The organism is Microbulbifer sp. ABE4_465 (assembly GCF_056160765.1).
The window spans coordinates 49,168-60,931 of sequence record NZ_JBSWXV010000001.1; the positions used below are offsets into that span (position 1 = coordinate 49,168).

An 11,764-nucleotide genomic window follows, 5' to 3' on the forward strand; every position below is an offset into this window, starting at 1 on the left:
AAGGCGAACTGGTACGGCCATTCGAGGTCATCAAAGTTGGCGCGCTTTGCCTTGGGGGTGGCGTGCAAGCCCTCCATATTTTGAGAACTTTAGCTATAATCGCTGCACCGCTGACATAGACAGGGATAAAGCTATGCGCGCAAAGACAATGAAGTCTATGGCCACTACTCGCATTGGGGTTGCTGCTTTTTTGATCGGTCTTGCCGGTTGTATGAGTCAGGCGCCCGAGCCCATCAATCCGCGCAATCTCGCTCAATCCGCGGTGGCTGATACCCATCTTGGCTGGAAGCCCGCGCCCGCGCACCATTTAAATTATTCGCTCGCGACCTCTTCAGGTATTGCGCGCATGGAGATGCGCCAGTTACCTGAAGATTTGCAGGCTGTGACCATCGAGTTACCCGGCATGCGGAATATCGAGGGGATTCAATGGCGCGCTTTCAATGGTGAGCATGCCATGCTGTTCGATGGCGACAGAGGTTTGGAAGGTGTGACCGTGGAGCGCCAGCAACGAGGCTACCTTTTGCAGGTTCGCGGCGCGGCCCTGGAATCTATTCGCCCTGGAGGCTTTTTGACGGTCATCGACTACTACCGGAATTGAACCGGTACTAGTGGTCCTGCTCCGTATCTGGAGCAAGTTCGTCAAACCCGAATCCCAGGGGCCGGATAAGATAGAGCTTCGGCCAGAGCTTTCCTGTTACCCAGAGGCCATTGCGGGCCTTGTCCCAGGCGATGCCGTTGGCCACGGCATCCACATGCCGCCCCCCGGGCAGGCTGTCTTTCTTCAAGTTCTTCAGATCCACCCAACCCTGCACCTCTCCCGATTCCGGGGCAATGGCGATAATCCGGGTGTCCTGCCAGATATTGGCCCAGATCAGTCCGTTCACATACTCCAGTTCGTTCAGTTGCGACCACTGCTGTCCGCCGCCGGTGACCTTGAGTTGGCGAGTCACCTTGAAGCCGTCCGGGGTGCGGAAGGTGAGGGTATCGCTGCCGTTACTCATGATCAGTGACTTGCCATCACTGGTCAGTCCCCAACCCTCTCCGGAATAGTGCAGCAGGTGTACCAGCTGGAAGTTGTTGCGATCGTAAATCTGCAATTCGCCCGCGCGATAGGTGAGCAGGTACAGGTAATCCCCAAATACGGCGAGCCCCTCCGCAAAGCGGTTGCCCGCCAGCCACTTGCGTCTTACGGGATTGCCACCGGGGTCGGTATACTCCGCCAGCCATGAACGACCGTAGAGGCCGCTGCTCTCCAGCCACCGCTCGCCATCGAAATAGAGTCCCTGGGTGAAGTGGTCCGCGGGGCGAGACTTGCTCTCCAGAAGCTGATATTCCACGGGTCCTGGAGCAGTCGTGGCAAAGGCGGGATTGCACAGTGTGAGCAAGAGCAGAGCGGTGAGGGCGGCTTTCATGGTCTGATTCGGGCTTCCCGATGTTCGCCGGCGAAGCGCCGGTGTTCCTTAACGATCAATGCAGTGTTTGCTAGAAACCAAGATGACCAGAATTAAAACATTTATCACCCTGACCCTGTTAGGTGGCCTGGCGGTTGTACTGCCCATCGCTATTTTTATTTTGCTGTTCCAGTGGCTATTCGGCCAGATCAGCGAGCTGGTGGCGCCGGCGACCGAATGGATGCAGGCGCATACCGAATTAAAGGATAACTTTGCCCGCCTGATCGTCATAGCGCTGATCCTGGGCATCTGTTTTGTGATCGGCCTGCTGGTGAAAACCAGTGTGGGGCGCTGGGTACACAAGCACCTGGACCACTGGCTGGGCAAGTTGGCGCCGGGCTATAACACCATCAAGGAACTGGTGCTGCAGTTTATCGGTGGCGGTGGTACCGAGGGTGTACTGTCCGGGCCGGTAGCGCGAGCGCGGATTCACGGTGCGGACAATCCGCTGTCGGTGACTGCGATTGTCACATCCACCCACGCCGATGGCCATTTCACGGTATACGTACCCACTGCACCTGTGCCGACCTCCGGTTTTGTTTATCACCTGCCACCGGAGTGCGTGGAGATTCTGCCTCACGTTACCGTGGAGGCGGCGATGAAATCCATCGTCGCCTGCGGTTCGGGCAGTGGGCAATTGCTGGCGCAGCCCAAGCTGGAAGAAAAAGCTTAAATGTCCCGGTTTTTACCCAATGCGCGAATCGCAAAGCGCATTGGGTGCAGTGCCTTCACCAGATCTTCTGAAACCGGCATCACCTCGTTATTGATCCAGGCGGCCAGTACCTCTGCGGCCAGCGGTGCATAGGTAAAGCCCCGCGAACCCAGGCCGGCGAGCACATACAGGTTGTGCTGGTAAGGCGTGCGCTGAGAGATCAATTGCTTGCGATTTTTTCTGAGTGCACCGTAGGTGCTTTCCAGGGTACCCCACTGTGCTACGGGGCCTGCCATGGGCAGATAATCCAGTGTGGCGGCGCGCAGGGCGCCGCGGCCCTTGAGGGGCTGCCCTGCAAATGCTTTCGCAAATTCCGGAAGCAGGGTGCCGAGGGTTTCCAGGTTTTCCCGGTGCTCCTCTTCGCGAATTTCCGTTTCCATTTGCTTGAGTTTAAAAGTGGCTCCGAAGCTGTGCTGCGAGGCTTCTTGCGTATCCGCAGCATCCGTTGCCGGTGCGATATAGCCTTCGCCGCACAGGGCAATCTTCAGCTGTTCTGTGGCCGTGGTTGCCTGGGCAAAAGAGACCTGGCCGCGGATTGGCTGCAGGGGCAGGGGGGCGGTTTGCGGGAACTGGCGATTGAAGTTGGCGGTACACAGAATCAGGGCATCAAAGCATTGCGCCGGATTCGGATTTTCGCCGTCCAGTTGCAAACGCCATTGATCTTCCAGGTATCGAGCCTCGGTGACCCGGGTATTGAAGCGGGCGTGAATATTGTCGTGCTGCAGTAAGCTGCTACAGACCTGTCTGGGGCGTAGCCAGCCTGCGTTAGGAAAATACAGGCCGGGAAAGTCCAGTGCTACGCCAGCGAGTTCAGCGGCCCGCTCTGCGGTCACCGGCTGCGCCAGCAGGCTGTTGCTCTCCAGATCCGAATACAAATCCAGCTGCTCGCAAATCTGCTGCTGCAACTGCCGTTCTTTATCTGTTTGCGCCAGTTGCAACAGGCCGTCAAAGTGCGCTGCATGCGGGCAGGTGTTCGGGTAAAAGCGCTGGGCAAACTGCAGTGCCTGCAGATTGAAATCCCCGTTGGGGCCAGGTTTGGGGGAGAGCTTTGCGTACAGGATACCCTGATCGTTTCCCGAGGCCCCGCTGCCAGGTTGAGCACCTTCCTCGAAAACCGTGACCTGATAGCCCCGTACCGCCAGTGCCTGTGCGGTAACGGCACCGGCGATACCGGCACCGACTACCGCGATGGTTTTTGGTTTTTCAATGGAAGAGGGCGGCAGGTGCCAGGGGGTGGCGGAATAGGTTTGCCCGTTACCGCCTTCCTGCTCAGGGGCAAACTGCCCGCGCAACATTTCCCGCTTGCGCCCAAACCCCGGCACTTTTTCCAGGGCAAAGCCCACGGATTTGAGCCCGCGTTTCACAACCCCTGCACAGGTAAAAGTGGCAAAGGTCGCGGCCGGTGCACTCAAGGTTGCGAGGGACCCGAACAGTGCCTCGCTCCACATATCCGGATTTTTCGACGGCGCAAAACCATCCAGAAACCAGGCGTCGATCTGCCGATCTCGCTGAGGGTCTTCCAGAGCCAGAGATTCGAAACCATCACTGGCTTCACCGATCACCAGCGTCAAATGCACATTGCCCGAAAACTTGATCCGGTGCACGCCGGGCGCGAGATACACCGGATAATTCGCAATCAATTGCGCACTCAGTGCCTCGAGCTCCGGCCACATCGCCAGCGCCCGCGCCAGGTCCTGGGGGTGCAGGGGAAACTTCTCCACACTGACAAAGTGCAGGTGCGCGGAGGTCGGGGCGGCACTCTGCCAAAGCTGCCACGCCGCGAGGAAATTCAGCCCGGTCCCGAAGCCGGTTTCACCAATGGTAAAGACGGAATTCTCGGCAAGCGCCGCCCAGCGTTCGGGCAAGTAGTTCTGTGTGAGAAAAACGTGGCGGGTTTCTTCCAGCCCGGAAGCGGTGGAAAAATAGATATCGTCAAAAGCGCTGGAAACCGGCTGGCCGTTGTCACGCCACTCCAGCTGCGCGTGGCGAACAGAGCTTTGTTCTTGTGAAGGAACTTGCGGCTGCTCGCCGGGCTGCCTGTCGACTTGGTTGTCGGGGGGGAGGTGGTCGCTCATGTACCGGGCGTTACCTTAATCCGCAAGGCCAAATTCGCGCATAACCTGCGCGCACCACTGATCCAGGCGTTCGTCGCTGCGATCAAACTCGTTCTCTTCATCCAGCGCCAGCCCCACAAACTGACTGCCATCCGGCGTCAGCCCCTTGGACTCTTCAAACTCGTAGCCGTCCGCAGACCAGTAACCCACCGCCTTGGCCCCAACCGCCACCACCTGCGCATGCAGATAACCCAGCGCATCCTGATACCACTGCGGGTAACCTTCCTGATCGCCAAGCCCGTAGCAGGCCACTTTCTTGCCGCTCAGATCCAGTTCCGCCAGCTGATCCCAGCAATTCTCCCAATCTTCCTGCAACTCACCATAGTCCCAGGTCGGTATACCAAGGATCAGAAAATCGTAATCCTGCATCAGCGTAACATCGTCCGTCGCCACATTGTGCAGATCGATCCACGCCTCACCGAGTCGCTCGCGAATCTTCTCCGCAGCCATCTCCGTGTAACAAGTGCTGGAACCGTAAAACAGGCCGATCGGGGCCAGGGACGTATCGTGGGAAGTGTCTGTTGTTTGCATGATTTACTGAGCGTTCACATAGCCCAGCTGACGCCAGGCCTCATAAATAACGATGGCTGCCGCGTTGGACAGATTGATACTGCGGCTGTTGGCACACATGGGAATCCGCAGCGTATTCTCCGGCCCCGTCATTGCCAGAAACTCCGCCGGCAAACCCCGCGTCTCCGGCCCGAACACAATCGCATCATCCGCCTCAAACACCACATCCGAGTGTGGCTTACTGCCCTTGGTGGAAAGCGCCAACACCCGCTTCGGCTGCTCCGCCTCCACAAACGCCTTCCAATCCCGGTGGCGCACTACACGGCTGTACTCCGCGTAATCCAGCCCCGCACGGCGCAGGCGCTTGTCATCCATCGCAAACCCCAGGGGCTCGATCAAGTGCAGCTCCGCGCCGGTATTGGCACACAGGCGGATGATATTGCCGGTGTTCGGGGCAATTTCTGGTTGGTAGAGGACGATTTTGAACATGTACGCAAAGGAGTAGTAGTAGCTGCGGCTGAACTACAGGGGTTAACGTGAAGGTGTCGGGATCGGGTACTGCCTTGCGAGACCTTCACCGCCATGGATGGCGGTGCAGAGCCCCCAGGGATGGGTTCACGGCGTGTCTCGCAAGGCAGTACCCGATACCGGCACCGCCCAGAAGCAGCTTAAGAACCCTGGGGCTGGAGGTCTGAATTGGCGGTGGTTGCCCAACAAACAGGCGCGCATTATAACGCGGAGGAGGTCTCTTCGCAGTCTATCTCGACGCCCAGCTCATCGGCGATCTCGTCGAGCTCATCGTGCAGGCCATCGATACTCACATCCTCGGCCACGCTGATCGTGCACTCTGCAGAGAACAGCGGCTCACCACTCCACGGCGTACTGCCGTAACGGGTATCCAGCGTCTCCACATTGATCTTGCGGGCCGCCAGCGCCCGGGAAATCTCCTTCACAATCCCCGGTCGATCATTGCCCACCAGCTTCAACTGCAACGTCTGACGACTATCCGCCGCCACAGCCAGCGCATCCTCAATCTGCAGTTTGAAATCGTTACCCGCCAGATGCTGCAGCGCCTCCCGCAGGCGGGCACTATCCTCCGCCGTCACGCTAACGCGCAGAATACCCGCGAACTTGCCGGCAAAATGCGCCATTCGGCTGTCTTCCCAGTTGCCACCATTCTCCGCCACCGCAGCGGAGAGCATCTCCACCACACCGGGTTTATCGTCGCTGATGATCGAAATGACGAGGTGCTGTTGCATAGGGGCATCCTTCCTGGCACAGATAACAATGTGGTGAATTGTAGCCAGTGAGAGCCTCGGTGGGGAAAAAACGTGAATAGGCCTCAACTAGCCGAGAATGCCACTCAGTAGCCTTTACATGGCGTCGGCCAACGTGTTGAATCCGTGAGTGCAGAAAATAATTCCAACCACCTGAATCACTTGGGAGATTCTTGATGAAACTGACTCACTGGCTCGCCGGTATGGCCTGTGCCATGACCATCGCAGGTACCGTACAGGCCGATCCCATCAAAGACGCCGTCGCCAACGACAAGCGCACGGAGAAGTACACCGAGCGCGACCAGCACCGTCATCCCGCGGAAACCCTCGAATTCTTCCAGATCAAACCCGATATGACCGTGGTGGAAATCTGGCCGGGCGGTGGTTGGTACACGGAGATTCTGTCCCCGCTACTGAGCGATGAGGGCAAGCTGTACGCGGCTCACTTCCCCAAAGACACCGATGTGGGCTACTTCAAACGCTCCCGCGAAAGCTTCGAAAAGTGGCTCGCGGACGAGAAAGAAACTCACGGCAAAATCGTACTGACCGAATTTGCACCGGGCAAAGACACTGAAATCGCCCCTGCAGGTACTGCCGACGCCGTCCTGACCTTCCGCAACGTGCACAACTGGATGCGCGGCGACAACGAAGCCGCGGCCTTCAAGTCCTTTTACAAGGCCCTCAAACCCGGTGGCGTTCTGGGTGTGGTCGAGCACCGGGCCAAGGCCGGCACCGAGCGCGATGCCATGAAAACCAGCGGCTACATGACCCAGGATTACGTGGTTGAGCTGGCTACCAAGGCCGGGTTCGTACTGGAAGAAACCAGCGAGGTGAATGCAAACCCCAAAGACACAGCAGTACACCCGAAAGGCGTCTGGACCCTGCCGCCGTCTCTGGCGCTGGGTGATGAAGACAAGGAAAAGTATCAGGCCATCGGCGAAAGTGACCGTATGACCCTGCGGTTCCGCAAGCCCAAGTCCTGATCTGCAGGGCGAATGCCTTTGCCCTGATTCAGACGGTAAAATGCCTCGAGCCCTAACGCTCGGGGCATTTTTCGTTATTGAATAGCCAATCCAAAATTTACGCATTTATTGAATCGCACTTCATGATCATTCCCTACAAGCAATTGGACCCGGAAACCCTGCAAAACCTGCTGGAGGAATACGCCACCCGCGACGGCACCGATTACGGCGAGCGGGAAGTGAGTCTCACCGACAAGGTCGCCAACCTGCGTCGCCAGCTGGACAACAAAACCGTGGTGATCTGGTTTGAGCCCGGGGAAGAATCCATCAATCTGGTTCTCGCGGAAGATATTCCCAAAGACGGGGATTACTGATGGCTGCGCCTGTGAATTGGCTGATTAATCGCCCCGAGGGCGATCCCATCGCCTGGTTCCTGTTCGCCCACGGCGCCGGCGCGCCCATGGACAGTGATTTCATGCAAGTCATGGCCGAGTTACTGTCGGAGCGGGAGATAGGTGTTATCCGTTTCGAGTTTCCCTATATGGCGGAGCGCCGGCAAACCGGCAAACGGCGCCCCCCGAACAAGATGGACGTTCTGCTGGTATCGTTTCAGGAACAGATCGATCGAGCGGAATCGGAATTTCCAGGTGTGCCGCTGACGATCGGTGGCAAATCCATGGGCGGACGCGTGGCGAGTATGCTGGCTCAGGAGAACGTCGGCCGCGGTGCGGTTGCTGGCGCTGTGTGCCTGGGCTACCCGTTCCACCCCTCGGGCAAACCGGACAAGCTGCGCACCGAGCACCTGGCACCGATGACTTGCCCCACCCTGATTGTCCAGGGCACCCGGGACAAGCTCGGATGTCGGGAAGAAGTAACCGAATACCCGTTGGGATCAGGTATTCAGCTGCACTGGCTCGAAGATGGCGATCACGACTTCAAGCCACGCAAAGCCAGCGGTTTTACCCAGAGACAACACTGGCAGACGGCTGCTGACCAGGTACACCACCAGATACGCCAATGGCTGCGTCCTCAAGGATCGTAATTCTTTCCTCACTGGCCATCATGGGTGACAGCTGGGCCATCTGATCCCGCCGTTCCTCACTGTCGTACCATTGCTGCCAGTGCAGCACCGATTTCCAGCGGGAGAGCGTAAAGCGGCGCAGCGGATTGCCCAGCTCGGTGTAGGTGTGCCCGTCCACAAACCCGGTGGTCTGGTAGGCATTGGTCAGCAGCTTGCGGGCCGCGTCTTCGTAGGTGGTTTCCAGGTCTTCCGCGATTTCTCGCTCAATCAATACGTAAATCATTTTGCGTTTGAATCCTGCTAGCTCTGGATTGGTGGTCTCGGTGTACGCAGTTTAGCCTTGGGCGCCGGTGGTCGCTCTTCAAACCTAGACCCACCAACCAAGACCGCCAAACCGAAACCAATCGGTCCTACCATACCAGATGACGCGCCCGTGCAAATCCCCGACAATAGCCCGATGAAGTCACACCATACCCTCGATGCCCGCGGCCTCCTGTGCCCGGAACCCGTCATGATGCTCCACACGGCCGTGCGCAAAGTCGCCGCCGGCGAAGTGCTGCAGATGTTCGCCACCGACCCCTCCACCCAGCGGGATGTGCCCAAGTTCTGCCAGTTTTTGGGTTATGAGCTTGTTAAGCACGCCGAGGAGAATGACGAGTTTGTTTATTGGATCAAAAAGGCCGACTGACCCACAGAAGCCAGAAGCGAAGGCCGAGCACCGGGTATAGGTTTTCAAAACCGTCGGTGCCATGGACGGCACCGCCGGAGCTTATATGGGTGAGGCAAGCGTTTGCGAAGCACTGCTTCGCGCGTAGCCGAACGACACCAATCTATGATTGGTGGCTGGTCCCACGCAGTGGGTACTCGCTGCGATTTTGAAAACCTATACCCGGTGATTGGCCGCCACAATAGAACGAAAGAATCCAGAAATAACAAGGGCGACCACTGGCCGCCCTTGTTTTACATGTATGAGAGGGAAGTAAGTTAGGGCGAAGTGACAAGCGCCGCGATCGCAGCCAGGGCCTCCGGGTCCTCAGATTTGATCTTGTTGGCGATGTGGTGTTGGAAGAAGTAACGGAAACACTCCGACTCCTGAGCCGGGTACAGACAATCGTCCCCGGGGAGCACAGGTGTAGTCTCCACACTATTGTGATCAATCAGCATGCCGTGGATCTCACCGCTGGCAAATAGACGCCAGCTTACGACTTCAGTAAGGGTCAGATTCTCCTTATCCGCATCCATAAACACCGCATGAGTGCCAATGGTATCGGGGATCTCCTGAACCACTTCATCTGCTTGATTGCTTTCGTACTCGAAGTATTCCGCCGCAGTCTCCAGCTCGACGATCTTATGGATGGGCGGCTCGTGGAAAATTTCCTCGATGCCAGAGTCGTAATAGCCTTCAAACCGTCCATCCAGGGGATCCTGAATATCCGGACAGGCGACGATGGAGTTCAACCAGGGAACCAGCCCGACCACCTCACCGTTGGCACGAAGCCCCCAGCAAAGGATTTTCAGACTGTAGAGATCCGTTCCACTGGAACTGTTGGAGTAGAGCATTTCCAAGCCATCCAGCTCCGGAGACAGACGGATAAACCGCAGATTCTCTGAAGTTTCGATAGGCTTGCCGGTGAAGAGGTCAACCACGTTGTTAGTACTGTGGTCGGTCATGGAGCACCTCCTTGCAGGGCCGGTAATAGGGCGGAAGGTCTTGTACTACTTTTTGTGAGGGCTCTGAAAGAGCAGCTTCAGTCCCCTAAAGAAGCAACCGGCGTAGGGATACTGTGCGAAGGCCTGCTGGCCATCGCCAAATCCAGACTCCGGAAGCAACTTTTTTGCCTCCCTGGGAAGCCGGTACCGCAACCGAAAACAACCACCCAAGGCGCTCGTGAATGATGGCATTGAGCAGCAGTAGGTTTCCGGTATCCCTATATTCAAAGGTATATTCTGATCCGCAGAAATACAACCAGCGGAGCAGGGTTCTTTGCCTCTAAATGTCTCCTTTTTGCGTGAATGGGGAGGGTGCAGTCGCGGACTCCGTATTCGGCGCCCGTGTGATAGCCGTGTATTCGCCATATGAGAGAAAGGCGGCATCAAGGCCTTCCGACCTTGATCCCCCCATTCTCGCTGATATAGTCCGCGCCAACCGGGCACACTGCCTGTTGCCCACCACCGACAGTGACAACACGTTTTGCCGAATACAGCGACAGCTTTAGAAAAAGAGCAAGTTCCGTACCATTCTGACCCCGCCGGGGACGGGAAAGTCCCTGTGCGGGAAGATTCTGTGACTGAACGAATAGTCACCGTCTTTGATGGCTGTTTTTCCGCCCGGCAAGCCCTTAATACCCGCCTGGTGGGAGGCCACTCCGAGCCTTTTTACCGCCCGGCGACTACCGCCGGTGGATGCCACCGGGTGGAATTCACGTTTGACTACCCGGCCAGCGCTCTGCACGAGGCCGCCCACTGGTGTGTGGCCGGTGAGATGCGACGCCAGCAGCCGGATTACGGCTACTGGTATGCCCCAGACGGACGCAACGAGGCACAGCAGGCGGAATTCGAGCGGGTGGAAGTCAAACCTCAGGCTCTGGAGTGGATATTTTCCAGGGCCTGCGGTCTGGGCTTTCGGGTCAGTGCGGACAACCTCGACGCGGGCCTCGGCCCCAGTGATGCCTTCAAGCGGGCCATCTGGCAGCAGGTGCAACGGAACTGTACGGAGGGGGTGAATTCGCGGGCGCGTCAGTTTGCACTGTCTTTAGCGGTGGCCTTTCGCCAGCCCGACCCCTTTCAGTCCCGGGACTATCGCCTGGAGGATCTCGGGTGAAGCAGATCTATCTGGTAGATGCCTCGGTCTACATCTTCCGCTACTACTTCGCGTTGCCCCCCAATTGGGAAAGTCGCTCCGGCTACACCACCGAGGCGGTCTACGGATTCACCAATTTTCTCCTCGACCTGATGGCCCGCCGACCGGATGGCATAGCCTGCGCGTTTGACGAGTCTCTGGGCAGCTGCTTTCGCAACGAGATCTATCCAGACTACAAATGCAGCCGGGTACTGCCGGATGAGGCACTGGCTTTCCAGCTGGCTGCCTGCCGGGAAATGGCCGAGGCGCTGGGGATTGCCAGCTTTGCCAGCGATCGCTATGAGGCGGACGATATCCTGGCGACCTTGACCCGGATCTGTGCGGAGGCGGGGGAGGCGCCGGTGGTTGTCACCCGCGACAAGGATCTCGGCCAACTACTGGACCGCGGCGCTGCCAGTCTGTGGGATTTTGCTGCGGATGATTTCATCGCTCACGGCGAAATCGAAAAGAAATTTGGTGTGCGCCCGTCGCAGATTGCCGATTACCTGGCACTGGTCGGCGACAGTATCGACGATATTCCCGGTGTGCCCGGTATTGGCGCCAAGACCGCATCGCAATTGTTAGGCGCATTCGACTCGGTGGATGAATTGATCGCGAATTCCGAGCAGATCGCGACGCTGAAAATTCGCGGCGCTGCCAGCCTCGCGAGAAAAATCGACGATCACCGTGAGCAGATTACGATGTCCCTGAAACTGGCGCAACTGGCTTACGATGTGCCGCTCAGGTTGACAGTCCCTGATTTAAGCTGCGCGGGCATTGAGCCAGATCTTGCGATTGCGCTGGCAGAAGAGTTTGGCATTGCCGGACTCGCGAGCAAGATCAATCGTACATTGAGTGCCGAACACGCAGCTACCTGA

The 11,764-nt window shown here is 57.8% G+C and carries 15 protein-coding genes; 8 read left to right on the plus strand and 7 right to left on the minus strand.

Annotated features, from left to right (window positions below; all coding sequences use genetic code 11):
- Positions 1–133: 133 nt before the first annotated feature.
- The gene (locus ACXAG1_RS00200; protein ID WP_475118587.1) at positions 134–598 is read left to right on the plus strand and encodes a hypothetical protein; all 465 of its coding nucleotides are present in this window, start codon (positions 134–136) and stop codon (positions 596–598) included.
- A 7-nt stretch (positions 599–605) separates the two neighbouring features.
- On the opposite strand, the gene ACXAG1_RS00205 is transcribed toward ACXAG1_RS00200, so the two are convergent.
- Positions 606–1,412 (minus strand): glutaminyl-peptide cyclotransferase, encoded by an 807-nt coding sequence (locus ACXAG1_RS00205; RefSeq protein ID WP_475118588.1) that lies wholly within the window; start codon positions 1,410–1,412, stop codon positions 606–608.
- 82 nt (positions 1,413–1,494) lie between these two features.
- Here ACXAG1_RS00205 and ACXAG1_RS00210 point away from each other — a divergent pair, with 82 nt between their 5' ends.
- Positions 1,495–2,124 carry a DUF502 domain-containing protein gene (locus tag ACXAG1_RS00210; protein ID WP_475093422.1) on the plus strand — a complete coding sequence of 210 codons (630 nt, stop codon included), beginning with the start codon at positions 1,495–1,497 and terminating at the stop codon, positions 2,122–2,124.
- Here the strand turns inward: ACXAG1_RS00210 and mnmC are convergent.
- The 4 genes from mnmC to ACXAG1_RS00230 all read right to left on the minus strand — a co-directional run bounded on the left by mnmC (position 2,121) and on the right by ACXAG1_RS00230 (position 6,046).
- Positions 2,121–4,238: a bifunctional tRNA (5-methylaminomethyl-2-thiouridine)(34)-methyltransferase MnmC2/FAD-dependent 5-carboxymethylaminomethyl-2-thiouridine(34) oxidoreductase MnmC1 gene (gene mnmC, locus ACXAG1_RS00215; RefSeq protein WP_475118589.1), complete on the minus strand. Its 2,118-nt coding sequence runs from the start codon at positions 4,236–4,238 to the stop codon at positions 2,121–2,123. The two genes, ACXAG1_RS00210 and mnmC, sit on opposite strands and share 4 nt — an antisense overlap.
- 15 nt (positions 4,239–4,253) lie before the next feature.
- Positions 4,254–4,808 carry a flavodoxin FldB gene (gene fldB, locus ACXAG1_RS00220; protein WP_475118590.1) on the minus strand — a complete coding sequence of 185 codons (555 nt, stop codon included), beginning with the start codon at positions 4,806–4,808 and terminating at the stop codon, positions 4,254–4,256.
- 3 nt (positions 4,809–4,811) lie between these two features.
- Positions 4,812–5,276, minus strand: a complete 465-nt coding sequence (trmL, locus tag ACXAG1_RS00225) for a tRNA (uridine(34)/cytosine(34)/5-carboxymethylaminomethyluridine(34)-2'-O)-methyltransferase TrmL (protein ID WP_475118591.1) — start codon at positions 5,274–5,276, stop codon at positions 4,812–4,814.
- A gap of 239 nt (positions 5,277–5,515) precedes the next feature.
- Positions 5,516–6,046, minus strand: coding sequence for a glycine cleavage system transcriptional repressor (locus ACXAG1_RS00230; RefSeq protein WP_475118592.1), 531 nt, complete (start codon positions 6,044–6,046; stop codon positions 5,516–5,518).
- Positions 6,047–6,240: 194 nt separating this feature from the next.
- On the opposite strand from ACXAG1_RS00230, the gene ACXAG1_RS00235 reads away from it, so the two are divergent.
- From ACXAG1_RS00235 to ACXAG1_RS00245, 3 genes are all read left to right on the plus strand, one after another.
- Positions 6,241–7,047 (plus strand): class I SAM-dependent methyltransferase, encoded by an 807-nt coding sequence (locus ACXAG1_RS00235; protein ID WP_475118593.1) that lies wholly within the window; start codon positions 6,241–6,243, stop codon positions 7,045–7,047.
- 122 nt (positions 7,048–7,169) lie between these two features.
- Positions 7,170–7,400, plus strand: a complete 231-nt coding sequence (locus tag ACXAG1_RS00240) for a YheU family protein (RefSeq protein ID WP_475093416.1) — start codon at positions 7,170–7,172, stop codon at positions 7,398–7,400.
- The gene (locus ACXAG1_RS00245) at positions 7,400–8,068 is read left to right on the plus strand and encodes an alpha/beta family hydrolase (RefSeq protein ID WP_475118594.1); all 669 of its coding nucleotides are present in this window, start codon (positions 7,400–7,402) and stop codon (positions 8,066–8,068) included. The genes ACXAG1_RS00240 and ACXAG1_RS00245 overlap by 1 nt, the downstream gene beginning before the upstream one ends.
- Here the strand turns inward: ACXAG1_RS00245 and ACXAG1_RS00250 are convergent.
- On the minus strand, positions 7,986–8,330 hold the full coding sequence (locus tag ACXAG1_RS00250) for an antibiotic biosynthesis monooxygenase family protein (protein ID WP_475093414.1): 345 nt from the start codon (positions 8,328–8,330) through the stop codon (positions 7,986–7,988). The genes ACXAG1_RS00245 and ACXAG1_RS00250 overlap by 83 nt on opposite strands.
- A 174-nt stretch (positions 8,331–8,504) precedes the next feature.
- Between ACXAG1_RS00250 and tusA the strand changes: the two genes are divergently transcribed.
- On the plus strand, positions 8,505–8,735 hold the full coding sequence (gene tusA / locus ACXAG1_RS00255; RefSeq protein ID WP_043316909.1) for a sulfurtransferase TusA: 231 nt from the start codon (positions 8,505–8,507) through the stop codon (positions 8,733–8,735).
- 296 nt (positions 8,736–9,031) lie between these two features.
- Here the strand turns inward: tusA and ACXAG1_RS00260 are convergent, their stop codons facing one another.
- Positions 9,032–9,718: a hypothetical protein gene (locus tag ACXAG1_RS00260; RefSeq protein ID WP_043316907.1), complete on the minus strand. Its 687-nt coding sequence runs from the start codon at positions 9,716–9,718 to the stop codon at positions 9,032–9,034.
- Between the two features lie 613 nt (positions 9,719–10,331).
- Between ACXAG1_RS00260 and ACXAG1_RS00265 the strand changes: the two genes are divergently transcribed.
- A complete protein-coding gene (locus tag ACXAG1_RS00265) occupies positions 10,332–10,868 on the plus strand; it encodes an elongation factor P hydroxylase (protein WP_475118595.1) in 537 nt (178 codons plus the stop codon).
- Positions 10,865–11,764, plus strand: coding sequence for a 5'-3' exonuclease (locus tag ACXAG1_RS00270; RefSeq protein ID WP_475118596.1), 900 nt, complete (start codon positions 10,865–10,867; stop codon positions 11,762–11,764). The genes ACXAG1_RS00265 and ACXAG1_RS00270 overlap by 4 nt, the downstream gene beginning before the upstream one ends.

Coding starts and splice junctions, on each gene's coding strand:
- ACXAG1_RS00200 (WP_475118587.1), top strand. CDS start 134: ATGCGCGCAAAGACAATGAAGTCTATGGCCACTACTCGCATTGGGGTT.
- ACXAG1_RS00205 (WP_475118588.1), bottom strand. CDS start 1,412: ATGAAAGCCGCCCTCACCGCTCTGCTCTTGCTCACACTGTGCAATCCC.
- ACXAG1_RS00210 (WP_475093422.1), top strand. CDS start 1,495: ATGACCAGAATTAAAACATTTATCACCCTGACCCTGTTAGGTGGCCTG.
- mnmC (WP_475118589.1), bottom strand. CDS start 4,238: ATGAGCGACCACCTCCCCCCCGACAACCAAGTCGACAGGCAGCCCGGC.
- fldB (WP_475118590.1), bottom strand. CDS start 4,808: ATGCAAACAACAGACACTTCCCACGATACGTCCCTGGCCCCGATCGGC.
- trmL (WP_475118591.1), bottom strand. CDS start 5,276: ATGTTCAAAATCGTCCTCTACCAACCAGAAATTGCCCCGAACACCGGC.
- ACXAG1_RS00230 (WP_475118592.1), bottom strand. CDS start 6,046: ATGCAACAGCACCTCGTCATTTCGATCATCAGCGACGATAAACCCGGT.
- ACXAG1_RS00235 (WP_475118593.1), top strand. CDS start 6,241: ATGAAACTGACTCACTGGCTCGCCGGTATGGCCTGTGCCATGACCATC.
- ACXAG1_RS00240 (WP_475093416.1), top strand. CDS start 7,170: ATGATCATTCCCTACAAGCAATTGGACCCGGAAACCCTGCAAAACCTG.
- ACXAG1_RS00245 (WP_475118594.1), top strand. CDS start 7,400: ATGGCTGCGCCTGTGAATTGGCTGATTAATCGCCCCGAGGGCGATCCC.
- ACXAG1_RS00250 (WP_475093414.1), bottom strand. CDS start 8,330: ATGATTTACGTATTGATTGAGCGAGAAATCGCGGAAGACCTGGAAACC.
- tusA (WP_043316909.1), top strand. CDS start 8,505: ATGAAGTCACACCATACCCTCGATGCCCGCGGCCTCCTGTGCCCGGAA.
- ACXAG1_RS00260 (WP_043316907.1), bottom strand. CDS start 9,718: ATGACCGACCACAGTACTAACAACGTGGTTGACCTCTTCACCGGCAAG.